Consider the following 24,924-nt stretch of genomic DNA (forward strand, 5'->3'; position numbering starts at 1 on the left):
TTAACATGAGTGGCAACTTCCTCGCCCTGGCGCAGCCGGGCGTGCAACAACTGTTGCCTTACGTTCCGGGCAAGCCCGTGGACGAGCTGGCGCGTGAGCTGAATCTGGACCCGGCGAAGATCATCAAGCTGGCGAGTAACGAGAACCCGCTGGGCCCGAGCCCTAAAGTATTGGCGGCGATTCATGCAGAGCTGGCCGAGCTGACGCGCTACCCCGATGGCAACGGTTTTGCCCTCAAGTCGCTGTTGGCGCAAAAGTGCCGGGTCGAGCTGAACCAGGTGACCCTGGGCAACGGTTCCAACGACATCCTTGAGCTGGTCGGCCGTGCCTACCTGGCGCCGGGCTTGAACGCGGTGTTCAGCGAGCACGCGTTTGCGGTCTATCCGATCGTGACCCAGGCCGTCGGCGCCGATGCGCGCGTCATTCCCGCGAAGGAATGGGGCCACGACCTGCCGGCGATGCTGGCGGCCATCGACGCACAGACCCGCGTGGTGTTCATCGCCAACCCGAACAACCCGACCGGGACCTGGTTCGACGCGCAGGCGCTGGACGACTTCCTGCAGGACGTGCCGGAGCATGTGCTGGTGGTGCTGGACGAAGCCTACATCGAGTACGCCGAAGGCAGCGACCTGCCGGACGGCTTGGATTTCCTGGCGGCTTACCCGAACCTGCTGGTCTCGCGCACGTTTTCCAAGGCTTACGGCCTGGCGTCGCTGCGGGTCGGCTACGGCCTGTCTACCGCCATTGTCGCCGATGTGCTGAACCGCGTACGCCAACCGTTCAACGTCAACAGCCTCGCCCTGGCGGCGGCCTGTGCGGCGGTGAAAGATGCCGAGTACCTGGAAGAAGGCCGGCGCATCAACGAAAGCGGCATGCTGCAGTTGCAGGAAGGTTTCCGTGCGTTGGGCCTGGGCTGGATTCCGTCCAAGGGCAACTTCATTTGCGTCGACCTTGGCCAGGTGGCCGCCCCGGTATTCCAGGGGTTGCTGCGCGAAGGCGTGATCGTGCGCCCGGTAGCCAACTACGGCATGCCGAACCACCTGCGCATCACCATCGGCCTGCCGGGTGAAAACAGCCGCTTCCTGGAGGCGCTGGCCAAGGTTCTGGCTCGTGGTTGATGTCACTGCATTGCAACCTGCTGTGCCTATGATCGGTCGCCTGGTGGTGGTCGGCCTGGGGTTGATCGGCGGCTCCTTCGCCAAAGGCCTGCGCGAGAGCGGGCTGTGCGGCGAAGTGGTCGGCGTGGACCTGGACCCGCGCTCGCGCGCGCTGGCGGTTGAGCTGGGCGTGGTGGACCGCTGTGAGGCGGACCTGGCGCGTGCGTGCCGGGGCGCTGACGTGATCCAGCTCGCGGTGCCGATCCTGGCCATGGAGAAATTGCTCGCCGTATTGGCCGGCATGGATTTGGGCCAGGCGATCCTCACGGACGTCGGCAGTGCCAAGGGCAATGTGGTGCGTGCGGCGCAACAGGCCTTTGGTGGCATGCCGGCGCGCTTTGTGCCGGGCCATCCGATTGCCGGTTCCGAGCAGAGCGGGGTAGAGGCGTCCAATGCGCAGCTGTTCCGTCGGCACAAGGTCATCCTCACGCCGCTTGCGCAAACCGACCCTGCCGCGCTGGCGGTGGTGGACCGTCTGTGGCGTGAACTGGGCGCGGATGTCGAGCACATGCAGGTCGAGCGCCACGACGAAGTGCTGGCGGCGACCAGCCACCTGCCGCATTTGCTGGCGTTTGGCCTGGTGGATTCGTTGGCCAAGCGCAACGAGAACCTTGAGATTTTCCGTTATGCCGCCGGTGGCTTCCGCGATTTCACGCGGATCGCCGGCAGCGACCCGGTGATGTGGCACGACATCTTCCTCGCCAATCGCGAAGCGGTGTTACGCACCCTGGACACCTTTCGCAGCGACCTCGACGCCTTGCGCGACGCGGTCGATGCCGGAGATGGCCATCAATTATTGGGCGTGTTCACCCGAGCGCGGGTGGCACGTGAACATTTCAGCAAGATCCTGGCACGCCGGGCCTACATGGAAACCGCTGTGAACGCCGATGACCTGACCTTCCTCGCCAACCCGGGTGGCCGCTTGAGCGGGCGCATTCGGGTGCCGGGCGACAAGTCGATCTCCCATCGGTCGATCATGCTCGGTTCGTTGGCCGACGGCGTGACCGAAGTCGAAGGTTTCCTTGAAGGCGAAGACGCCTTGGCGACCTTGCAGGCGTTCCGCGACATGGGCGTGGTGATCGAAGGCCCGCACCATGGGCGCGTGACCATTCATGGCGTGGGTTTGCATGGCTTGAAGGCGGCGCCGGGGCCGATTTACCTGGGTAACTCCGGCACCTCCATGCGCCTGTTGTCCGGCCTGCTGGCGGCGCAGCGTTTCGACAGCGTCTTGACCGGCGATGCCTCCTTGTCCAAGCGCCCGATGAATCGCGTAGCCAAGCCGCTACGGGACATGGGCGCGGTGATCGAGACCGGGCCGGACGGGCGCCCGCCGCTGAGCATTCGCGGTGGCCAGTCGCTGAAAGGCTTGGCTTACGCGATGCCGATGGCCAGCGCCCAGGTCAAATCCAGCCTGTTGCTGGCGGGGCTCTACGCCGATGGCAAGACATCGGTGACCGAGCCGGCTCCGACCCGTGACCATACCGAGCGCATGTTGCGCGGCTTCGGCTACCCGGTCGCGGTGGAGGGCGCGACGGCTTCGCTGGCCTCGGGCCATGCATTGACGGCGACCCATATAGAAGTGCCGGGAGATATTTCCTCGGCGGCGTTCTTTCTGGTGGCGGCTTCGATTGCGGAGGGCTCCGAGCTGTTGCTGGAGCACGTGGGCGTCAATCCGACACGAACCGGGGTGATCGACATCCTGCGCCTGATGGGCGCGGATATCACCCTGCAAAACCCACGCGAAGTCGGCGGCGAGCCCGTGGCAGACCTGCGCGTGCGCGCTGCGGCGTTGAAGGGCATTGATATTCCCGAGGCGTTGGTGCCGCTGGCCATCGATGAATTCCCGGTGCTGTTCGTCGCGGCGGCCTGTGCCGAAGGCCGGACCGTATTGCGCGGGGCTCAAGAGCTGCGCGTGAAGGAATCCGACCGTATCCAGGTGATGGCCGATGGTCTGCTGGCATTGGGGGTCAAGTGTGAACCGACGCCCGATGGGATTATCATTGACGGCGGCCTGATGGGCGGCGGTGACGTGCATGCCCAGAGTGATCACCGCATCGCCATGGCCTTCAGCGTGGCTTCTCTGCGGGCGGCGGCGCCGATTCGTATCCATGACTGCGCCAATGTTGCTACGTCTTTTCCGAATTTTCTTACACTGTGTGCCCAAGTCGGCATCCGTGTTGCCCAAGAGGCTCAATTGTGAATATCAAAGCACCGGTGATTACCATCGACGGGCCAAGCGGCTCGGGCAAAGGCACGATCGCCGGCATCCTTGCCAAGCGCCTGGGCTGGTGCCTGCTGGATTCCGGCGCGCTGTACCGTTTGCTGGCGTTTGCGGCGCGTAACCACGGCGTCGACCTGACCAACGAAGAATCCCTGAAGCTGCTGGCGGCGCACCTCGACGTGCAGTTCGTTGGCGCGACGGAAGGTCATCCCCAGCGCATCATCCTCGAAGGGGACGATGTGACCGATGACCTGCGCAACGAGCAAGTCGGCTCCTGGGCCTCCCAAGTCGCCGCGCTGCCGGCGGTGCGCGACGCCTTGCTGCAACGCCAGCGCGCATTCCAGGAACCGCCGGGCCTGGTGGCCGATGGCCGCGACATGGGCACCGTGGTGTTTCCCGAGGCGCCGCTGAAGATTTTCCTCACCGCCAGCGCCGAGGAGCGGGCGCGCCGCCGCTACTTGCAGTTGAAGGGCAAAGTCGATGGTGTTAGTCTGTCGAGTCTGCTAGATGAGATCCGTGCACGCGATGAGCGTGATACCCAGCGCGCAGTAGCCCCGCTCAAGCCGGCGGCTGATGCGATCCAGCTGGATTCCACGGAGTTGTCCATCGAGCAGGTGCTGGAACGCATCATGAGCGAGATCGCCATTCGCGATATCGCCGGGTGACCAAGAAGTCCGCAGGGGACCAGTCATAGTCCTGTGGTGCTTCTTTTAATTGAAACTGACCCATACCGTCTGGGGTGTGGAGATGGGCGTATTCTCCGCCCTTATCAACAGGAATTAAAATGAGCGAAAGCTTTGCGGAACTCTTTGAAGAAAGCCTAAAAACCCTGAACCTTCAGGCAGGCTCCATCATCACCGGTGTTATCGTTGATATCGATTACCAAGCTCGCTGGGTAACCGTTCACGCTGGTCTGAAGTCTGAAGCTCTGATCCCGCTGGAACAGTTCTACAACGATGCTGGTGATCTGACAATCAATGTCGGTGACGAAGTTCACGTTGCTCTGGACTCGGTTGAAGACGGTTTCGGTGAAACCAAGCTGTCCCGTGAAAAAGCCAAGCGCGCTGAATGCTGGATTGTTCTCGAAGCAGCCTTCGCAGCTGAAGAAGTGGTCAAGGGCGTTATCAACGGTAAGGTTAAAGGCGGCTTCACTGTCGACGTTAACGGCATCCGTGCGTTCCTGCCAGGTTCTTTGGTCGACGTTCGTCCTGTGCGCGACACCACGCACCTGGAAGGCAAGGAACTCGAATTCAAAGTCATCAAGCTCGACCAGAAGCGCAACAACGTTGTCGTTTCCCGTCGCAGCGTCCTGGAAGCAGAGAACTCCGCCGAGCGTGAAGCTCTGCTGGAATCCCTGCAGGAAGGCCAACAAGTCAAAGGTATCGTCAAGAACCTCACCGATTACGGCGCATTCGTCGATCTGGGTGGCGTCGATGGCCTGCTGCACATTACCGACATGGCTTGGAAGCGTATCAAGCATCCTTCCGAAATCGTCAACGTTGGCGACGAGATCGATGTCAAGGTTCTGAAATACGATCGCGAACGCAACCGTGTTTCCCTGGGCCTGAAGCAACTGGGTGAAGATCCATGGGTCGCTATCAAAGCCCGTTACCCAGAAAGCACCCGCGTGACCGCGCGTGTTACCAACCTGACCGACTACGGCTGCTTCGCTGAGCTGGAAGAAGGCGTTGAAGGCCTGGTACACGTTTCCGAAATGGACTGGACCAACAAGAACATCCACCCTTCGAAAGTCGTACAAGTCGGCGACGAAGTGGAAGTTATGGTTCTTGACATCGACGAAGAGCGTCGTCGTATCTCCTTGGGCATCAAGCAGTGCAAATCTAACCCATGGGAAGATTTCTCTGGCCAGTTCAACAAGGGCGATAAGATCTCCGGCACCATCAAGTCGATCACCGATTTCGGTATCTTCATTGGTCTGGACGGCGGCATCGACGGCCTGGTTCACCTGTCCGACATCTCCTGGAACGAAGTGGGCGAAGAAGCTGTTCGTCGTTTCAAGAAGGGCGACGAGCTGGACACCGTTATCCTGTCGGTTGACCCAGAGCGCGAGCGTATCTCCCTGGGTATCAAGCAGCTGGAAAGCGACCCGTTCTCTGAATACGTTCAGGACAACGACAAAGGCGCAATCGTTAAGGGCATCGTGAAAGAAGTTGACGCTAAAGGCGCCATCATCACCCTGGCCGACGATATCGAAGCGACTCTGAAAGCCTCCGAAATCAGCCGTGACCGCGTTGAAGACGCGCGCAACGTACTGAAAGAAGGCCAGGAAGTAGAAGCCAAGATCATCAGCGTTGACCGCAAGAGCCGTGTAATCCAGCTCTCCATCAAGTCGAAAGACGATGCTGAAGAGAAAGAAGCCATCCAAAGCTTGAAAGACAAGCCTTCGGATAGCATCGCCGCTGGTCCTACCACTCTGGGCGACCTGTTGCGTGCACAAATGGAAAAACAGAACTAAGTTCTGTCAAACCATAAAAAAGGGCGACTTCGGTCGCCCTTTTTTTCGCCTGAAATTTCCTGAATCAACGCGCTAGAACCAAGACACACAGCTTGATGTCGGAATTGGCTATAGTTTTAAAAGACTCTTCCCTATTGGGCTTCATTAAGGATTTGGATGAACAGGCTGATTGTAATACTTGCGTTGGTAATGATTGCAGGCTGCTCCACCACCAGCGCCAAGACTCACGTCAAGCGCGGCGCCAGCGGCATCGAGATCGACTGCTCGGGCCTGGGCAACAAATGGGAGAAGTGCGAGAAGCGCGCCGCCCGAGAGTGCAAGATGCAGGGCTACAAGGTCATCACCAGGTCCAGCGACGCCAAGGATGAAGAGGGCGACTACTTGTTCGGTTGGAACCCCGCCGGCGCGGTAACGCGGACGATGTTGGTAATCTGCAATTGAGAGCGGAATGCGCCCATAGCAGGACGCCACCTATGCCTATGGATAAGTTATCGCGTGGGCTGTTCAAATTCGTCAAGTCATGCTAAAACCTTCGAAGCGCTTTTCCTAGCTGCTTGAAAAAGAAGGGAAAAATATGACGAAGTCGGAGTTGATCGAACGAATTGTCACCCATCAAGGGCTGCTCTCATCCAAGGATGTAGAGCTGGCTATCAAGACCATGCTTGAACAAATGTCCCAGTGTTTAGCGACTGGAGACCGGATTGAGATCCGGGGGTTTGGGAGTTTTTCGCTGCACTATCGTGCGCCGCGAGTCGGCCGTAACCCTAAGACCGGACAATCCGTTAGTCTCGACGGCAAGTTCGTGCCTCACTTCAAACCGGGCAAGGAATTGCGCGACCGGGTGAACGAAGAAGAGGAAGAAGGCGTCTGAGTGTTTTTGGGGTAGGAGAAGGTTATGCGTGGGGTTAAGCGCGTTGTGACAGTGTCGGCTGTGCTAATTGTTGCCTTTGTGGTTTCGGCGTTTGTGCTAGAAAACCAACAGGTCGTTTCGCTTTCATTTCTAGGTTGGACGACTGGGCAGATGCCCGTGTCGGTGTTTGTGGGCGCAGGGTTGATTGTTGGAATGTTGATAGGACCTTTATTGGGTATATTAGTAACCCGAAAGGGACGCGATGGAGCTGCTGTCGGCGTGCGCGAATAGTTGCGCGCGCTTCGAGAGCGTTTCGCGGAGTCTCTTTTTAAAAAGCTACCTGGTGGTAGCTGTTAACGATTTTCGCTGAGCTAACCGCAACATCTTTGCATCTAGACCTTATAGAAAGCCGAAATATCTCAAAGAAATGCATATAGTCGGTATATTCTTCACAACAGCATTTTCATGCACTCGACCTCTCGCATAAATGCTCGATTTGCAAGTTATATAATTGAAATAATGCCCATACTATCTAGTGCATGATGAGCTCGCCGTTTCTCGTCGGAGCTGAGGTAGATTATTAGTAATAAGCTCCGCAGCTACCCTACTTGTGATTATTTGTCGTTTTGTGCAAATTTTCAATTTGCACTCACCGCAATCCGTTTTGCAATTAGGTAGTGGCTTACAGGTGCTCCTCAGGTCAGATAATTATGTTCTGCTGTGTTAAATGACTTATTAATTAGCAATCCAAAAAAATGATGACGGCCTGCTCGTGGTGGATAAATCAGCACGCGATCATTAAGGTTGTTCAATGTATAAGGAGTAATAGAGTAACTTGGCATTGAAAACAGATGCCTCGTAAGGCTGTGCTTTTGGTAGGATTGAAAACTATAGATCTTCACAATAACTTTATCTACAAAACATACGGTTTTAATAGTGCTCATGTGATGTTTATGAAAAAAAGTGATTTTAACGATGATGTAATTCAAGAGTTTATAAAGAGCTGTTGCTGTTTAAAACTATCGCGGAAAAATGTCTTCGATGACAGGAGAATATAGGTTTTCGAGCGGTGGTCAGTCTCTGTGCGAAGACCTATCAAAATGTGGTGTTGGTACCAAAAATAAGCTTATGGTGGCGGGTAAGCAAGTGCTCAAAACTCGGAATTTGTTAGCTCTGCAAGAAATGAGCAATTCCCATGGTCGCTGGGCGCTTTGTTTGCTGGCTAAAGGCCGGTAGCGCGCCAATCACTCATTTTTCCTGGTCAAAGCTCGTCTGCTGTCAGGTGTGGTCCAAAGCCAGTTGGTTGTGGTTTTTGTTAAAGATATTGTGCTAAATTAAGACTAGCTCCCAGGGCAGTGAGGCGTAAACCGGAATGGGATTCCCGTTTTGAGCTCAGGTATCGCGGTATTTAAAATAAACTTTTTCGATTTCAGGTGTGGATATGAGTCTAGTTCGGTGGATCGATTTTCAGGTATTAGGGGATCATCGAGGCAGCTTGGTCGCTATTGAGCACGGGAAAATTATACCGTTTGATATCAAGCGTGTTTATTATATCTATGGCACTGCAGAAGGGGTAAGTAGAGGGTTTCATGCTCATCGTGAATTAAAACAGGTTGCTATATGTGTTGCGGGAAGTTGTCGGATGATACTGGATGACGGCGCTCATCGCGAAGAGGTTATTCTGGATTGCCCTAAGAAGGGTATAGTAATCGATGAAATGGCTTGGCATGAAATGCACGATTTCAGCCCGCACTGCGTATTGCTTGTGCTGGCTAGCGATCATTATGATGAGTTGGACTATATTAGAGACTATAAGCAATTTGTTGAGTTGGCTAAGATAACGCGTATTTAAAAAGCGTTACAAGTGGAATTTCGTTCTAGCAGTGCAGATAAATAATTGGTTGCGGAGAAAGCGGTGACTGCAAAAATTAGCGTAATGGTGCCAGTATATAATTCCAAAGACTATCTCCGTGAGTGTCTAGACTCTATATTTAGCCAAGATTATGAGAATTTTGAGGTGGTTGTTTCAGATGACGCATCAACGGATGGTGGTCAAGAAATTCTGAAAGAATACGCTGCTAAGTATAAAAACATGATTTTGTTGCTGAATGAAGTTAACTTGGGAATTACAGATAATTGTCATCAGGCGCTTCAGTTGTGCGACGGAAAGTATGTAGTTTTATTCGCGGGTGACGATGTAATGTTGCCTGGAAAGTTGTCAATGCAAGTTGAGTTTATGGAACGTAATCATGATGTGGCGATAAGCTACCATTCGGTGGAGATTTTTAACTCTGATACTAATACGGTACTGGGGTATACGAGCAGTACACTTGCAGACGAAACAAATAATACCATTGATATAATTACGAAAATGGGTATTGATGGGTCTATGAGCATCATGTCTAGGTCTAGCATGGTGCCTAAGGATATCTATAAAACAAATGTTAAATATATTAGTGACTGGCTTTTTCAGATAGAAGTATCTTTGGCAGGAAAAGTGGTGAAGTTGCCAGGTGTTTGGTGCAGATACCGAAAATACGGAACTAATAACGGGAAAGATCTTTCTAGATACCTTCATGAGTTTGAGGAAGTTATCGAATATGTGAAGAAAAAATATAGCAAAAATTCCCAGCTCATGAATGCTTGTAATGTCGGCCTAGCGCGTTTTCTTGCAGGCGAGGCGTTTCGAAATATAGCTGTGGGCAAAAAGAAACAGGCCAGAGCTAATTTGAAGCGTGCTGTTAGATTGGATACAAGACCTATATACATAATGGCGTATTTATTTTCCTTTATTCCCCTTGGTGCAAGCGCGCTGCAGAAGGTGAAATATAGTCTGAAGAAAGTTTTAAGCCGGCTGGGTTTATTATGAAGCGTGCGCTAGTGTTTGGACGCAGCGACATAATGTTTTTTTGTGGTTGCGTAGTTTTTATATTTTATATGTTTCATATGCTGCGCGGGCTTTTTTCTGTTTATCCGCTTGTCGTGTTTTTTTTAGTTCTGTGTGTTGATTTATTTGCTATATCTCGTGCAGCTTTTTCAAAGCTCGACCCTAATGGGTTGTTGCTTATTTCTTTTATGGTTTGGTACTCCCTTTTGGTTATACCCATCATTTCGTTGGTTCGTTATCCCGAATATTTTACAGCCGTATCTGTCGCACGCTTTTTGTTTGTGTTGCCGTTATTAGTGTTGGCATTGGTGTTTTTGAACATTGACCGGTTTTCGAAGATTTTAAAATCTTATATCTGGTTTTCGATGTTGTGCGGTGCTTCAGTATTGTATCAAATAAAATTTGGTGCTGTCAGCTGGTTCGCTGAGGCATCAACTCGGGACGGCCTTGTCCGTTATTCCTCTCTTGCTGGAAGCTTGACTATATTAGGTGTGTCTGGAGGGCTCGCATTGCCCTTCGCGTTTTTTCTTATAAGGCAAAATTTATTAAAGTGCGTTGTGCTTGCGGCGTTGGCAATGGGTATGTTGTTGTCGCTGCAAAAAGCGGCAGTTATTAATTTGGTTATTTTCGCTGGATTGGTGTTTTGGTATTTCTTGAAAAAGGGCAAACTGGGTTTTGTCGTTTTGATCGGAATACTGCTAACCGGATTCGTTGCGCTGTTGTATAGCCTAGACGTTAGTTACGCGGTATCTGTGGTCAATAATGTCTTCAGAACTGGAGAGGCAAGTAACAGCTACACGGATTACTCTTTTTCCGAGAGTATACTGTCGCGTTTATGGGGTTTGCCTTCCGTCGTCTTTGACTACCATGGGCCTTATTCGATGATATTTGGAGTGGGTCTAGCCGGCGGTGCGGGGGTATTCGGGAATGAAGAATTGCCTATGTCTCACAATGCACTTCTTGACTATCTCTTCATTGGCGGAATTCCTTACCTGTTGATTGCCATGGTCTCGGTAGGTTACGCAGTTCACAAATGCCTCCGTTATATTCGTCAAGATTTGGCAAACCAAGACCTGCATCGCGCTTGTCTATGGTTTTTCCTGATTTTTTTGGCTAACATGCCTTTTGCGTCCGGGATGCAGTATCAGCCTGTTCTTGGTGGGATTTTCTATGCCGTATTAGGCTGGTATCTGTTAGCCCCCAAGAACATCAACTGATTATAGAATTAGATTTGGAGGTTATGTGTTTTCAGGAAAGAAACTACTCATTAGTGGCGGCACGGGCTCTTTTGGGAACGCTGTCCTTAAGCGTTTTTTGGCGACTGATATAGCGGAAATTAGAATTTTCAGTCGCGACGAGAAGAAACAAGACGATATGCGTAAACGGTATAACAATTCAAAATTGAAATTTTATATCGGTGATGTGCGAGATTATCAAAGCGTGCTGAATGCTACGCGCGGCGTGGACTACATTTTTCATGCGGCAGCGTTGAAACAAGTGCCTTCTTGTGAGTTTCACCCGATGGAGGCGGTGAAAACTAACGTTATCGGTACTGATAACGTGCTTGAGGCTGCTATCCAGAACGAGGTCAGACGTGTTGTCTGTCTTAGCACAGATAAGGCGGTTTACCCCATTAATGCAATGGGTATTTCCAAGGCGATGATGGAAAAAGTCATGGTGGCGAAATCCCGAAATGTAGACGAGAGCAAAACCGTAATCTGCGGAACACGCTACGGCAACGTTATGGCGTCTCGTGGCTCGGTAATTCCGCTTTTTGTAGAGCAGATCAGGGCAGGTAAGGCATTATCCATCACTGACCCCCATATGACTCGATTCATGATGACGCTTGCTGACGCTGTAGACCTAGTTCTCTATGCTTTCGAGCATGGTAACAATGGTGATCTATTTGTCCAGAAGGCGCCCGCCGCGACGGTTGACACCCTTGCTCGTGCGATAACTTCGCTGATGGGGCTTCCCCAGCACCCTATACAGGTTATTGGGACTCGTCATGGCGAAAAGTTATACGAGGCATTATTGAGTCGCGAAGAAATGGCTTGTGCGGAGGATCGAGGTGACTATTATCGAATACCCCCAGATCTGCGAGATTTAAACTACAGTAAATTTGTTGAGCAGGGTGAGGAGAAAATTTCCGCGACTGAAGATTATAACTCCCATAATACCGAGCGGTTGGATATTGACGGGATGCAAAAATTATTATTAAAACTTGATTTCATGCGCTCAATTCAGCGTGGCGAGCACGCTACGCCTGAGGAGTAAGTGATGAAAGTTCTAATCACGGGTGCGCAGGGGTTTGTCGCTAAAAATTTGTATACACACTTGCTTGAGCGTCAGGACGTAGAAATTTCGTTGTTTTCTCGTCGTGATAGCTTGGGCTCGCTGAAGAGTATGATATCAGAAGTCGATTTCATATTTCATCTGGCTGGAGTAAATAGGCCGGACGACCCGGAAGAGTTTCGGAGTGGAAATACTGATCTAACGAAAACGATATGTGATGAAATAGCAGCTGCCGGCAGAAAAATTCCCGTTCTTTATACGTCATCGAGCCACGCGCAACTAGATAGTCTCTATGGTGTCAGCAAGCTCGGCGCCGAGCGTGCCCTTGTTGAGCTAGCTACGAATTATGCTGTGCCTATTCATATTTTTCGTTTGCCCAATGTTTTTGGCAAATGGGCAAAACCTAATTATAATTCAGTCGTAGCAACTTTCTGTCACAATGTCGCTTTTGGACTCCCGATTAAGATCAATGATCCGGACGCGGCTATTACGCTGGTCTACATAGATGATGTGATAGCTCAATTTATTGCCGTGATGGACGGAAAAATTGCAGGTGATCCATTCATGTCGATTAGCCCGTCCTATGAAATCACTGTCGGTAACTTAGCCGCACAACTGGGTAAGTTTCGTGACAGTCGGGATACGCTTATCACCGAGCCGGTAGGTACTGGTCTTGTGCGCGCTCTTTATTCGACATATCTAAGCTATGTTCCTCCAGAGCGATTTACCTATGAGGTTCGAAAGTTTACAGATCCTCGTGGTGCTTTTGTCGAGATGTTAAAAACCAGAGATTCAGGGCAGTTTTCTTATTTTACTGCACATCCCGGCATTACCAGAGGAGGGCATTATCACCATTCCAAGACAGAAAAATTTCTCGTAATTAAAGGGTCGGCTTGTTTTCGATTTCGTCGTATCGACTCTGGTGAGTTCTTTGAGTGTTTTACTTCAGGTGAGAAGCCGGAAATTGTGGAAACTGTTCCTGGTTGGACCCATGACATTACCAACGTCGGAAGTGATGAGATGATCGTGATGTTGTGGGCTAATGAAATATTCGATCGCGAAAATCCCGATACCTTTGCCAAGCCAGTAGGCTCCGCAGATTAATTATTCGCAGGCTAGAGACAGATATGGAAAAGATGAAAGTAGTTACCGTAGTAGGAACCCGACCAGAAATTATACGTTTGTCGCGGGTTATTGCTTCACTCGACAGATATTGTGATCATATATTGGTCCACACTGGTCAGAACTACGACTACGAGCTGAACGAAATTTTTTTCCAGGATCTTGGCATACGTAAGCCAGACTACTTTCTCAACGCCGCTGGTACGACTGGCGCTGAAACTATCGGTAACGTAATTATCGCGGTGGATCGGGTGCTGTCGGAAGTTTGTCCGGAAGCTTTATTGGTCTTGGGCGATACAAATAGCTGTATGGCAGTTATCCCGGCGAAGCGTCGGAAAATTCCCACATTTCATATGGAAGCAGGTAACCGTTGCTTCGATATGCGAGTACCCGAAGAAATCAATCGTCGTATAGTAGATCATACAGCTGATATAAATTTGACGTATAGCACTATTGCGCGGGATTATCTTCTAAGAGAAGGGCTGTCTCCTGACATGGTGGTCAAAACGGGTAGCCCTATGTATGAAGTCCTTTCCCACAATAAACCAGGCATAGAAGCTTCTGATGTTCTTGAGCGCCTGGGTTTGGAGCACGGCAAGTTCTTTGTTGTTAGCGCTCATCGCGAGGAAAATATTGACTCAGACAAAAATTTCTTGAAGTTGGTTGACGTGCTTAATACGGTTGCAGGGGAATTTGGCTACCCGGTAATTGTTTCGACTCATCCGCGCACACTTAAGCGCGTAAATGCAATGGGTATAGACTTTCACGACAATGTTCGGTTACTTAAGCCCTTGGGGTTCAAGGATTATAATAAATTGCAACTGACGGCAAAGGCCGTATTGTCAGACAGTGGGACGATAAATGAAGAGTCCTCGATTCTTAACTTTCCTGCCTTGAATATTCGCGAGGCTCACGAACGTCCTGAGGGCATGGAAGAAGCCGCAGTGATGATGGTTGGGTTGGAGGTTAATCGAGTGCTTCAAGGTTTAATGATATTGGAAAAACAGGAAACTGGCAGTGCTCGCACTCTACGTTTAGTTGCCGACTACAGTATGCCAAATGTTTCTGAAAAGATTGTTAGGATTATTCATAGTTATACTGACTATGTAAACCGTATTGTTTGGAAACGCTACTGATTGGGTTGCTTAAATGTCTAAGGATAAGCTGAATATTCTCATTGTCACACAGTATTTTTGGCCCGAGAACATGCGGATCAATGATCTTGTTAAAGATATGTCCGATAGAGGCCATAAAATAACCGTGCTGACTGGCTTGCCTAATTATCCTGAAGGTAAGGTGTACGAGAAATATAAAAAACATCCAGAACAATTCAAAGAGTTTGCCGCAGCCAAAATCGTTCGGATACCGCTTATACCTCGTGGAAAGCGCAGCCTGAGCTTAATATTTAATTATCTTTCTTTTTTTACCATTGCGAGTGTAATGGGCCCTTGGAAATTACGTCACGAACGATATGACGCGATTTTTGTTTACGCAGTGTCCCCGATTATGGCTGCCATACCAGCGCTGGTGATAGGGCATTTAAAAAAAACACCAGTGTTTATTTGGGTGCTGGATTTATGGCCGGAGACGCTCAGGGCAGTTGGCGTCCTTAAGGCACCCTTGTTACTGAGGTGTGTAGGACGGTTGGTATCTTGGATCTACAACCAGGCAGATTATTTATTACTACAGTCGCACGGTTTTTTTGAAAACGTTAGGCGATACTGTACGAAAGATATTTCTACCGACCGTTTGGTTTATTTTCCAAGCTGGGCTGAGGACGATTTTTCGAATCTGATCAATCAGCCCTCAACCTTACTTCAACCAGACTCCAATGTGTTTACAGTTTTGTTCGCTGGAAACTTGGGGGAGGCTCAGGATTTTCCTGTGGTGATCGAGGCCGCTCAGGCGCTCGCAGGAAAGGTAGCCGTGCGTTGGGTCATCGTAGGTGACGGTAGGATGAGTCAATGGCTCTCTGAGATAGTGACTGCTCGTGGGTTGGATAACGTTCTACTGTTAGGCCGTCATCCGCTTGAGGAAATGCCCGCGCTGTTTGCCTGCGCTGACGCGCTTCTTGTCTCGTTGAAGACGAATGATGTCTTTGAAAAAACAATTCCAGGTAAAGTCCAAGCTTATCTGGCATCCGGTAAGCCGATTCTCGGTATGATTAACGGCGAGGCTGCACGGGTTATAAACGAATCTGGCGCTGGGCTGTCTTGTGATTCGGGTGATGCAACGGCGCTTGCGGACATTACGTTCCATCTGGCTATGATGGATCCTGAGCATCGTGTATCAATGGGTAGAGCGGGCCGTGATTACTATTTGATAAACTATTCTAAATTCAGTCTTTTGAGCCGCTTGGAGCGGCTTTTTCGCGATGCAACCTTACGTAAAGGACAATAGTGATGTCGCAATCTGTATTTTTGACAGGCGCTACTGGTTTCGTGGGTGGAGCTCTACTGCGCAGGCTGGTAGCAGACAACTTTTCAGTGACAGCCGCCGTCCGTAACGGAGCCGTGTTGGACGCAAGTGGCGTCGATATCGTTGCGTTTGAGTCCTTTGAAAGTGCCCGCTGGGATGAGTGTTTGACTGGTATCGATGTGGTGGTGCATTGCGCTGCACGTGTTCATGTCATGGATGACAAAGAAGCTGATCCTCTGGTGGCATTCCGTAAGGTGAATGTCGAAGCTACCCTTAACCTTGCTCAAAAAGCTGCTGAGGCAGGTGTGCGACGCTTTGTCTTCATTAGCTCAATAAAGGTTAATGGCGAAGGTACTGCCCTCGGACGTCCATACACAGCGGAAGATCGTCCGGCACCAGGAGATCCCTATGGTGTCTCCAAGATGGAAGCCGAACAAGGGTTGCGAGCACTTGCGGCCCGGATCGGTATGGAGGTTGTAATTATCCGACCAGTGCTCGTGTATGGTCCCGGTGTAAAAGCCAACTTTCTTAACATGATGCGGTGGTTGGACAAGGGATTGCCCTTGCCCTTTGGCGCGATAAATAACGGCCGCAGTCTGGTTGCATTAGATAATTTGGTCGATCTTATAATAACTGCTGCCACTCACCCTTCAGCTGCAAACCAGACATTTTTAGTAAGCGATGGAGAAGACCTTTCGACCACTCAACTGTTAAAAAAAATGGCAAGCGCGCTGGGTAAGCCCGCACATCTTTTGCCCGTACCCAGCTGGATGCTCAGCACCGCAGCGACTATGCTTGGTAAGCAATCATTATCTCAGCGACTCTGTGGATCGTTGCAGGTAGATATCAGTAAAAATAAGGAACTGATGCAATGGACTCCACCTGTATCAGTCGATGATGCGTTGAAGGCCACGGCGCACCACTATAGGGAACTAAAAAAATAATGATTTATTGGTGGTTGATTCTCGGGGTTTTAATTGTTTCATTTGGGCTGACCATAGGTCTTCGTCGTTATGCGCTTGCTCGTAGTATCATTGATATACCGAATGCCCGAAGCTCTCATTCGGTACCCACGCCGCGGGGGGGAGGAGTTGCGATCGTCGTCGCCTTTTTGCTGGTGCTACCGTTCATAACTTGGTGGCAACTGCTTCCTTTGCAAGTATTGATCGCCATTTGGTGGGCCGGCGCGTTAGTAGCATTAGTCGGGTTTTTGGATGATCATGGACATATCGCCGCACGATGGCGATTGCTCGGGCATTTCACGGCCGCGGCCTGGGCATTATTCTGGTTGGGAGGCTTACCTGTAATCACAGCGTTCGGTACTTCTTTAGATTTAGGTTGGGCGGGTGGTTGTTTCGCTGCGGTCTACTTGGTTTGGATGCTCAATCTTTATAATTTTATGGATGGGATCGACGGGATCGCGAGCGTAGAGGCAATTTGCGCTTGTCTCGGGGCCTGTCTGATTTATTGGCTAGGTGGTTTTGAAGGGCTATTTTGGCTCCCATTGCTTCTTGCTATGGCAGTTTCAGGTTTTCTTTTTTGGAATTTTCCTCCTGCCCGTATTTTTATGGGCGATGCTGGGAGTGGGTTCCTCGGGTTGGTGCTAGGTGTAATTTCTATCCAGGCTGCGTGGGTGTCCTCGCAACTGCTGTGGGCATGGTTAATCCTGCTAGGGGTCTTTATCGTTGATTCTACTTTCACATTACTTCGCAGGTTGCTACGTGGCGATAGGGTATATGAAGCTCATCGCAGCCATGCTTACCAATTTGCCGCCCGACGCTTCGGAAAACATCTGACTGTAACGCTCACAGTCGCAGCACTCAATTTATTTTGGCTATTGCCTATTGCCCTTGCTGTAGTCTTGCTGAACTGGGATGGTGCGTGGGGAGTGGTTCTTGCTTATGCGCCTCTTATTATTATAGCGATCAAATTCAAAGCTGGTAGCGTTGAAGGTAATCACTGAAACAATCGCGCTCTGGGCGGGATTCATGGGAGCAACTCCAAGTGGATGAAGGGGTTATGGAAAAGTTACGAACGTTTCTTGTTGGGTTACCTCGGCGCAAGAAGCGACTGATACAGGTAACTGCGGACGTCTTCATAGTTTGGGTTGCGTTATGGTTGGCATTCGTCGTGCGTTTGGGTATTGATGAAATGGTCAATCCATTTCGGGACCATTTATGGTTGTTCTTAGTGGCGCCCGTAGTAGCGATTCCTCTGTTCATTCGCTTTGGAATGTACAGAGCGGTAATGCGATATTTTGGCAACGATGCGCTGATTGCTATCATCAAGGCTGTTAGCCTGTCCTCTCTGATTCTAGGTGTGGCTGTCTATTGGTACAGTAACCACCAAAATGTAGTGCCGCGTTCCATTATCTTCAATTACTGGTGGCTCAGTCTGATCATGGTGGGGGGGCTGCGGTTGGCCATGCGCCAATATTTCCTTGGAGACTGGTTTACGGCCGCGCAGCATGTTCCTTTTACTAGCCGTGACGATGGTCTGCCACGTGTTGCAATCTACGGCGCTGGCGCAGCCGGCAATCAGTTGGTTGCTGCGCTCCGTATGGGCCGCGTCATGCGACCTGTGGCATTTATTGACGATGATGTCAGTATCTCTGATCGCGTAATTTCTGGGCTGCAAGTCTACAAACCTAAGCACATCCAACGCATGATAGACACGACGGGGGCGCAGGAGATCCTTTTGGCGATTCCTTCATCTAATCGTGGTCGTCGCAGAGAGATTCTATGTTTCCTTGAAGGATTTCCCCTCCATGTGCGAAGCGTGCCAGGCTTCATGGACCTCGCCAGTGGACGGGTTAAGGTGGATGATATCCAAGAGGTGGATATCGCCGACCTGTTAGGACGTGATGCTGTTCCAGCCCAAGCTGAGCTGATGGAACGCTGCATTAAAGGGCAGGTTGTACTGGTGACTGGTGCCGGGGGATCTATCGGTTCAGAGCTCTGCAGGCAAATCCTATTGTTACGCCCAACTGTATTGCTATTATTTGAGCATAGCGAATTCAATTTATACACTATCTTGTCTGAGCTTGAACAGCGAGTTCTGCGTGAGTCTTTGTCCGTAAAGTTATTACCTATATTGGGGTCCGTTCGCAATCCATCTAAACTGCTCGATACTATGAGAGCTTGGCGGGTGAACACTGTTTACCATGCGGCCGCCTATAAACATGTTCCGATGGTTGAGCACAATATCGCTGAAGGTGTTTTGAATAATGTAATGGGTACATTGAATACTGCTCAGGCCGCGCTACAAGCCTGCGTAGCAAACTTTGTATTGATCTCAACCGACAAAGCAGTTCGCCCTACGAATGTTATGGGAAGTACCAAGCGTTTGGCTGAATTGACCCTGCAAGCCCTCAGCCGCGAGCAGGCCCCAATCTTGTTTGGCGACACAACTAATGTATCGCATGTAAACAGAACCCGATTTACCATGGTGCGTTTTGGTAATGTCCTTGGCTCTTCGGGGTCGGTCATTCCGTTGTTTCACAAACAAATTAAGTCTGGCGGGCCTTTGACTGTCACCCATCCTAAAATCACACGCTATTTTATGACCATCCCTGAGGCAGCTCAACTTGTGATTCAGGCTGGCTCAATGGGGCTTGGAGGCGATGTATTCGTATTGGACATGGGGGAGCCGGTAAAAATCGTTGAATTAGCCGAGAAGATGATCAATTTGTCCGGTCTGAGTGTGCGCTCAGAAAAAAACCCACATGGAGACATCTATATCGAATTTTCCGGCCTGAGGCCAGGCGAAAAGTTATATGAGGAATTGCTGATTGGCGATAATGTTGCACCGACGCAGCATCCAATGATCATGAGCGCCAATGAAGACCATCTACCTTGGGAAAAGTTTAAGGATATATTATGCGAATTGCTGGCAGCGGTGGATAAGGATGACTATGATCGTGTAAGGCAGTTACTACGAGATACTGTCAGCGGTTATACTCCCGATGGCGAAATCGTAGATTGGATATATCAGCAGCGGCGACTTAACCCTTGAAGCGAACCGCTCTGGAGTAGAAATGACACCTAGCACATAGAACCACATACCAGCCTGGTATGCGGTTCTATGTATATTGGGAGCAAAGGTTCTTAGAGTAATATTTAGATTATTTTGCCTCTTTCAGAATTCCGGGCGCGTGCGCGCTCGCCCAAGTGACAAATAAATCCGCCAACTTTGAACTGGCGTATTCTGAATAGTGATAATACTCATCTCTGAATACGGGCATTCCGTCATTTATCATAGAACACTGCGCTTCATCACAATACATTGAGTTCTGGTCAAAAAATTGTACCGATGGGAAAACACTCTTTATCTCGTTTTCCAAAGGAGCGAAGTCTGATTCCAATTTTTTCAATTTCTCTAAACCTATCGTACACTGGCCGTTAGCTCTGGAGTATAGCTGTGCTGAACGTGTAAAGCACCCCTTGATATTATAGTCAAAGGTAAGGTGAGGTTTGAATATAATAACTTTCACATTGTTATCAACAAAAAAAGCTATCCGCTGCTTGACGCTGTTTATATAGTCGGCGTCAAATTGTTGAGGAAAACCGTCGATGATCACGTATTCGATCGACTTAGATCGTTTCACAATATCGTGGATGAAGGCTTCCTGTCGTCGAGGGCGGCCCCCACTACATGGCCAACCGCCGATCTCGGGCGTGCCATCGGCCTTGTCGGCCCCAGCTATCCCACATACACCTATAGACAAAATAGTATTGCCTTTAAATTGTTCGTTATTGGCTAGACCAGGGAATAGGTGATTTGCGAAACTATTGCCATATAGGAGAACGGTCGGCTCGGCATCCCGATTTGTTATACAGAACCACCATCCGTATGTTTTGCTTTCTTCAAACAGGTATTTTTTCAAGCATTGCTCGTTTGATGCGTATTTCCAAATAGGCCCTACAAGCTGGGAGAGCGCACGCTCAGATTTTTCTACAATGGGCCTGCTGGGAAAACCGTCGTTGTAGTTGGTGACATAACCCAGTGATGCCACTGACAGCATAGCGACCACCAGCAACGGAGTGGTCGACTTATGTTGACTGCGTCTTATGGGGCGTTCAATAAAATCATAGGTTAGCCACGCCAATAATACCGACAAGGAAATTAAACTTGAGCGGATTTGCCAACTGGGTAAACCATTTTCCAGCAGCCTTGCGAATGTGAGTATTGGCCAGTGCCACAAATAAAGAGGAAAGCTGATCAACCCAATCCAAACCATGAGCTTATTCGATAAAAATACTTTGTTGAGCCAAGCGTGCGGGCCGGCCGCGAGGATCAATACAGTACCTGCTGTAGGAGCCAAAGCCCACCAACCTGGAAAGGTCGTGTGCTTATCTATAATAATTAAAGAAAATGCAATAAGTAGAGCGCCGCCAAAAGAGAGCGTGTTACGCAAAGTATGGCTATTAGCATTTAACGGAGATAATGGCTTCGAGTGATTGAGTTTGACTAGTGCCAATATGGCACCGGCCAGAAGCTCCCACGCCCTATTGTGAATTGTATAAAAGGCGGAAGCTGGATCGTATATAGAACTATGGATATTTAATGCAAATGAAAAAAGCGTGATAGTGATAATCAGAGTTGCATAATTTAGTCTTATTTTTTTTACTGAAAAAGCAAGTAGTGGCCATAATAGATAAAACTGCTCTTCAACGCCTAACGACCAGAGATGAAGTAGGATTTTTGATTCGGATAAGTTGTCAAAATATCCAACCTCATTGAGTAAAATGATATTTGAGGAAAAAAACGCGCCTCCCAAGATATGCTTTCCAAGCTGAGCATATTCATCTGCAAATAAATAGACCCAACCAAAAGACCAACAGCTTAGGAAAACAATGATCAAAGCTGGAAAAATCCTGTGGATCCGGCGTCTATAAAAATCTTTAAATGAAAATGTGCCTTCTGCTAACCCTCCGAAGATAATAGTTGATATAAGGAAGCCTGATATTACAAAAAATATATCAACACCAACAAACCCTCCCGTTATAGAGTTTGGAAAAGCATGAAACAACACAACTGCGAGCACAGCGACCGCTCGAAGCCCATCTATGTCCGGCCTGTATATAGATGCCACAATTACCGCTCTTATTAATGAAAATTTTTGTGTTTTTAGTTTTACGCATAGGGCGAATTATTTTTTCTGCCCTTGCTTTCGTCACATGTTGTTTAGTCTGCCCACATAACGCTTTGCGACGTACGCGGTAAATAATAAGTACAAGGTGTAATTTAATATAAATGCATACATGGCACCTATAAGTCCGAAGTGGTCAGTAAGCACATAGACCCATAGTACATAAGTTAAGCTAAAAAATAGTTCTGAGAAGAGGAAAGTTTTGGTCATTGCTTTGGCGAGCATTATAAATGAGAGTATGAACGACGCTATTTTTATTACGTCACCTATTAGTTGAGGCGCGTAAAGGTATAGGCCGCTTAAAAAAGCTTCAGAGAATAATAGTTTTGTTATTATCTCTCGCAACTCGTAAATAGTTAATGCGAGAATACTTACAGCGGGGACCAAAAATATGTAGGCCGTTTTTATTTCAGAGATGAACGAACTTTTTTGGGATATTGCTGATAATCTTGGTAAGTAATAGATGTTTATCGCCATTGTTATAAAAAGTAGATAGGCATCTGAAACCTTGCTTACCGCTTGCCAATAACCTACTTGCTCCCAAGAAAATCTTTCGCTCAGGATGTTTCTCACTAAAATTTGCATTAGAGGTGCGAGGAGGGCAGACGTTAGCGTCATTAAAGAATATTGTGCAAGCCTACTCATCATCGGTTTATTCCAAGTTGCCTTGAAATAAGCCCAGTTAAAATAATCGCTCTTCATGAATAGGGTCAAGCTTATGGCTAACAAACTTGCCTGGCTCAAAAGGAAAGCAAGCATTACTCCGTAGAGTTGGTAATAATACCCTAATAATAGGGGAGCTAATATGCCTATTGTTGCGCCCCCTACATGTATTGCGGCAAGGCGTTTGACATCCATCATGCCGTTGATGATGGCAATGATTAAGTTGTTTAGTGCTACAAAAAACTGCACGAATGCTAAAACCACGATCAGGCTTTGATAACGTATATCACCCAGTAGCCAATGGGTTATTTGTTCACTGAGTGCCAGCACGCTGATGCACATAACTAAAGACGAGATCAGTGAAAAGCTGAATGCACAGTTTAATAAGACTTGGACATCTTTCTTTTGCTCTCTGTACTGCGCGAGATATTTGACAACTCCAGACCCTACTCCACCGCCTGCAAATACTACCAGCAGTGCCGTCAAGCTCATGAATTGTCCAAACTGTGCGACTCCTTCGGGGCCAGCCATTACCGCAACCAGTTTCATGACGAGAAATCCCGAGATCAACCTTGCTAATGTAGCAACTGAGGTTAAAAATCCCGTTTTTAGTATATTCAAATTTCTACCAAATTTACTATGTTGCGAATTCGGCTCTTGGCCGGCCTTCAACAAGGTTTTTATCAATCAGCAGCTTGAAAGTTATTCAGGCTCTTGATGATGGTCTCGGCCTCTTCCTCGGTTGTTTCAATGCTCAGTGGCACACTTAATACACGCTCGTGGATTGCTTCAGTGATCGGGTAGCTTTGTGCAGCTAAGTCTTTGTAGGCATTTTGTCTATGTGCAGGAATAGGGTAATGAATTAACGTCTGAATTCCATTGGCTTGAAGGTGCTCTTTCAACCCATCTCGGTTTTTTGTTTGCACCACAAACAAATGCCAAACGTGTTGTTCCTCCAGCGAAACCCTAGGTAAGTAAATCGAGTTATTCTTTACTTCCTGAAGGTACAGATTAGCCAGTTTTCTGCGTTCATTAATTTCATTGTCAATGTAATTAAGTTTTACTCTGAGCATTGCAGCTTGAATTTCGTCCAGCCGGCTGTTGACGCCCTTATATTGATTTTCGTATTTTTTGTAGCTGCCATAATTTCCCAGCGCTCGGACAACGGAAGCCAAGTCTTCATCATTCGTAGTTACAGCACCGGCATCGCCCAAAGCCCCCAGATTTTTACCAGGATAGAAGCTGAATCCTGATGCATGACCCCAGTTTCCGGATTTACGACCGTCGATACTTGCGCCGTGAGATTGTGCAGAATCTTCGAGTACTAGCAAATTATGTTTTTGGGCGATCCTGCACAGGGCAGGCATATCCGCTAATTGCCCATAAAGGTGTACGGCGAGAATTACCTTTGTGCGTGGAGTGATCGCTTTTTCTATAGAATCGGCCGAAATATTATACGTTTCAGGATCAGGTTCAACCAGAACCGGCGTCAGACGATTTTCACTGATGGCTAGGATACTGGCGATATAGGTGTTAGCCGGGACAATGACTTCATCGCCTTCCGATAACTTACCCATCTCCTTCCAGGCGCGAAGCGTTAGTGTCAATGCGTCCAACCCGTTTGCAACACCTACGCAAAATTTTGTACCGCAATAGTTGGCGAATTCTTGTTCAAAGTTTGACAGCTCTTGCCCGCCAATGTACCAGCCCGAATCAATTACTCTCGCACACGCCTCTTTGAGTTCTAAAGAATAGCGGCGGTTGATTTTTTTCAAGTCTAAAAAGTTAATCATTTAAAGTAATCTCATAAAAGTCAATAATGATGCCCCGGGCGCCGAAGCTTTCTTTTTGAGTGATCAGTCCGCTATTCAGCCAACGGCCTTGCTCTTCTGTCGAGATACCAAAACTGAAATATTCAAAGTTCTTCTCCTGGCTCTCTTGAATACAAGATTCTATGAGGTAGTCGAGCGCGCCGACCTCCTTGCCCTCTGCGCTGGTCGCGAGATATTGCGTATGGACTACGGTATCAAATTTAAAAAGGACCGTGGCAGCGAGCATTTTTCCTTCGAAGTCAATGACCCTAAGTGAGATATTTTCAGGAAATATACTTGCTAATAACACTAGCTCCTCGGCGCTGTGCACTGGAGTCGCATCGTGTCGCTGAAGTACGCTGCTCAAAAGCTCAACGAACCCCGGCCAGTCTGTAGACGTGCTCATAGTTAGGTTGTTTTTCTTCGCTCTCGCGATTAGCCACTTCCTACCTTTGGAAAGTTTTAAACGGCGCTTAAGGTAGATAACACTCGAAAGATCACGACGAACTAACTTCGCGCCTATTCTGAATAAAGCATAAAGATCTTCCTGCGCGCCATGCTTTGCAAAAATGTAAGGTATGGCTTTATAAATGATTTTTTTGAAGCCGACTTCTCTGTAGAATTCTACTACTGCTTCAAGACAAGATATAACAGAATCTGCTCTGGCTTTCTCCGACAGCACCAACCCACCATAAGTTAACCCAGCATGGCTGGTTACAATGTCATCTGTGCGGGATGCTGGTAATACCCCTAACAGTACGTCATCTTCATAGATCATTAGCGAAGCATCGATAAACCTATCGGCGTGATACTCCATGAAGTCGCGTTTGAATAGAAATATAGGGGTTTTGGAGCCAGCAATAAAGCTGTCCC

At 49.0% G+C, this 24,924-nt stretch carries 21 protein-coding genes; 17 read left to right on the forward strand and 4 right to left on the reverse strand.

Features of this window, described 5'->3' with window-relative positions; genetic code table 11:
* Positions 1–5 precede the first annotated feature (5 nt).
* The 17 genes from hisC (at position 6) to ACLH0H_RS20825 (ending at position 19,440) form a co-directional block, all read left to right on the forward strand.
* Positions 6–1,118: a histidinol-phosphate transaminase gene (gene hisC / locus ACLH0H_RS20745; RefSeq protein ID WP_411379435.1), complete on the forward strand. Its 1,113-nt coding sequence runs from the start codon at positions 6–8 to the stop codon at positions 1,116–1,118.
* A 28-nt stretch (positions 1,119–1,146) separates the two neighbouring features.
* Positions 1,147–3,357 (forward strand): bifunctional prephenate dehydrogenase/3-phosphoshikimate 1-carboxyvinyltransferase, encoded by a 2,211-nt coding sequence (locus ACLH0H_RS20750; protein ID WP_411382442.1) that lies wholly within the window; start codon positions 1,147–1,149, stop codon positions 3,355–3,357.
* Entirely contained in the window at positions 3,354–4,043 is a 690-nt protein-coding gene (gene cmk / locus ACLH0H_RS20755) for a (d)CMP kinase (RefSeq protein WP_012722932.1), read from the forward strand. The genes ACLH0H_RS20750 and cmk overlap by 4 nt, the downstream gene beginning before the upstream one ends.
* A 119-nt stretch (positions 4,044–4,162) precedes the next feature.
* Positions 4,163–5,854: a 30S ribosomal protein S1 gene (gene rpsA, locus ACLH0H_RS20760; protein WP_012722933.1), complete on the forward strand. Its 1,692-nt coding sequence runs from the start codon at positions 4,163–4,165 to the stop codon at positions 5,852–5,854.
* 156 nt (positions 5,855–6,010) lie between these two features.
* Entirely contained in the window at positions 6,011–6,295 is a 285-nt protein-coding gene (locus ACLH0H_RS20765; protein ID WP_411379436.1) for a hypothetical protein, read from the forward strand.
* A 133-nt stretch (positions 6,296–6,428) separates the two neighbouring features.
* Entirely contained in the window at positions 6,429–6,725 is a 297-nt protein-coding gene (ihfB, locus tag ACLH0H_RS20770) for an integration host factor subunit beta (protein WP_003189779.1), read from the forward strand.
* A gap of 24 nt (positions 6,726–6,749) precedes the next feature.
* Complete coding sequence (locus tag ACLH0H_RS20775) at positions 6,750–6,995, forward strand: hypothetical protein (protein WP_411379437.1); 246 nt, start codon at positions 6,750–6,752, stop codon at positions 6,993–6,995.
* A gap of 1,150 nt (positions 6,996–8,145) precedes the next feature.
* Positions 8,146–8,556 (forward strand): sugar 3,4-ketoisomerase, encoded by a 411-nt coding sequence (locus tag ACLH0H_RS20780; protein ID WP_411379438.1) that lies wholly within the window; start codon positions 8,146–8,148, stop codon positions 8,554–8,556.
* Between the two features lie 63 nt (positions 8,557–8,619).
* Positions 8,620–9,573, forward strand: a complete 954-nt coding sequence (locus ACLH0H_RS20785; protein ID WP_411379439.1) for a glycosyltransferase family 2 protein — start codon at positions 8,620–8,622, stop codon at positions 9,571–9,573.
* Positions 9,570–10,808 (forward strand): hypothetical protein, encoded by a 1,239-nt coding sequence (locus ACLH0H_RS20790; protein ID WP_411379440.1) that lies wholly within the window; start codon positions 9,570–9,572, stop codon positions 10,806–10,808. Before ACLH0H_RS20785 ends, ACLH0H_RS20790 begins: the two co-directional genes overlap by 4 nt.
* A 25-nt stretch (positions 10,809–10,833) precedes the next feature.
* On the forward strand, positions 10,834–11,868 hold the full coding sequence (locus ACLH0H_RS20795; protein WP_411379441.1) for a polysaccharide biosynthesis protein: 1,035 nt from the start codon (positions 10,834–10,836) through the stop codon (positions 11,866–11,868).
* A 3-nt stretch (positions 11,869–11,871) separates the two neighbouring features.
* On the forward strand, positions 11,872–12,990 hold the full coding sequence (gene wbjC, locus ACLH0H_RS20800) for a UDP-2-acetamido-2,6-beta-L-arabino-hexul-4-ose reductase (protein ID WP_411379442.1): 1,119 nt from the start codon (positions 11,872–11,874) through the stop codon (positions 12,988–12,990).
* A gap of 23 nt (positions 12,991–13,013) precedes the next feature.
* The gene (gene wecB / locus ACLH0H_RS20805) at positions 13,014–14,144 is read left to right on the forward strand and encodes a non-hydrolyzing UDP-N-acetylglucosamine 2-epimerase (protein WP_411379443.1); all 1,131 of its coding nucleotides are present in this window, start codon (positions 13,014–13,016) and stop codon (positions 14,142–14,144) included.
* A 13-nt stretch (positions 14,145–14,157) separates the two neighbouring features.
* Positions 14,158–15,408: a glycosyltransferase family 4 protein gene (locus ACLH0H_RS20810; protein WP_411379444.1), complete on the forward strand. Its 1,251-nt coding sequence runs from the start codon at positions 14,158–14,160 to the stop codon at positions 15,406–15,408.
* Positions 15,409–15,410: 2 nt separating this feature from the next.
* Complete coding sequence (locus tag ACLH0H_RS20815; RefSeq protein WP_411379445.1) at positions 15,411–16,370, forward strand: UDP-glucose 4-epimerase family protein; 960 nt, start codon at positions 15,411–15,413, stop codon at positions 16,368–16,370.
* Positions 16,370–17,389 carry an MraY family glycosyltransferase gene (locus ACLH0H_RS20820; RefSeq protein ID WP_411379446.1) on the forward strand — a complete coding sequence of 340 codons (1,020 nt, stop codon included), beginning with the start codon at positions 16,370–16,372 and terminating at the stop codon, positions 17,387–17,389. Before ACLH0H_RS20815 ends, ACLH0H_RS20820 begins: the two co-directional genes overlap by 1 nt.
* A gap of 56 nt (positions 17,390–17,445) precedes the next feature.
* On the forward strand, positions 17,446–19,440 hold the full coding sequence (locus ACLH0H_RS20825) for a polysaccharide biosynthesis protein (RefSeq protein WP_411379447.1): 1,995 nt from the start codon (positions 17,446–17,448) through the stop codon (positions 19,438–19,440).
* 109 nt (positions 19,441–19,549) lie between these two features.
* Here ACLH0H_RS20825 and ACLH0H_RS20830 read toward each other — a convergent pair whose 3' ends face one another.
* From ACLH0H_RS20830 to ACLH0H_RS20845, 4 genes are all read right to left on the reverse strand, one after another.
* Positions 19,550–21,520 carry an acyltransferase family protein gene (locus ACLH0H_RS20830; protein WP_411379448.1) on the reverse strand — a complete coding sequence of 657 codons (1,971 nt, stop codon included), beginning with the start codon at positions 21,518–21,520 and terminating at the stop codon, positions 19,550–19,552.
* Positions 21,521–21,601: 81 nt separating this feature from the next.
* Positions 21,602–22,927, reverse strand: a complete 1,326-nt coding sequence (locus tag ACLH0H_RS20835; protein WP_411379449.1) for an O-antigen translocase — start codon at positions 22,925–22,927, stop codon at positions 21,602–21,604.
* The gene (locus ACLH0H_RS20840; protein WP_411379450.1) at positions 22,924–24,033 is read right to left on the reverse strand and encodes a DegT/DnrJ/EryC1/StrS family aminotransferase; all 1,110 of its coding nucleotides are present in this window, start codon (positions 24,031–24,033) and stop codon (positions 22,924–22,926) included. The genes ACLH0H_RS20835 and ACLH0H_RS20840 overlap by 4 nt, the downstream gene beginning before the upstream one ends.
* On the reverse strand, positions 24,026–24,868 hold the full coding sequence (locus ACLH0H_RS20845; RefSeq protein ID WP_411379451.1) for a GNAT family N-acetyltransferase: 843 nt from the start codon (positions 24,866–24,868) through the stop codon (positions 24,026–24,028). Before ACLH0H_RS20845 ends, ACLH0H_RS20840 begins: the two co-directional genes overlap by 8 nt.
* Between the last annotated feature and the right edge of the window lie 56 nt (positions 24,869–24,924).

It is taken from the genome of Pseudomonas sp. MPB26 (genome assembly GCF_046605355.1).
Taxonomy (GTDB): Bacteria; Pseudomonadota; Gammaproteobacteria; order Pseudomonadales; family Pseudomonadaceae; genus Aquipseudomonas; species Aquipseudomonas cedrina.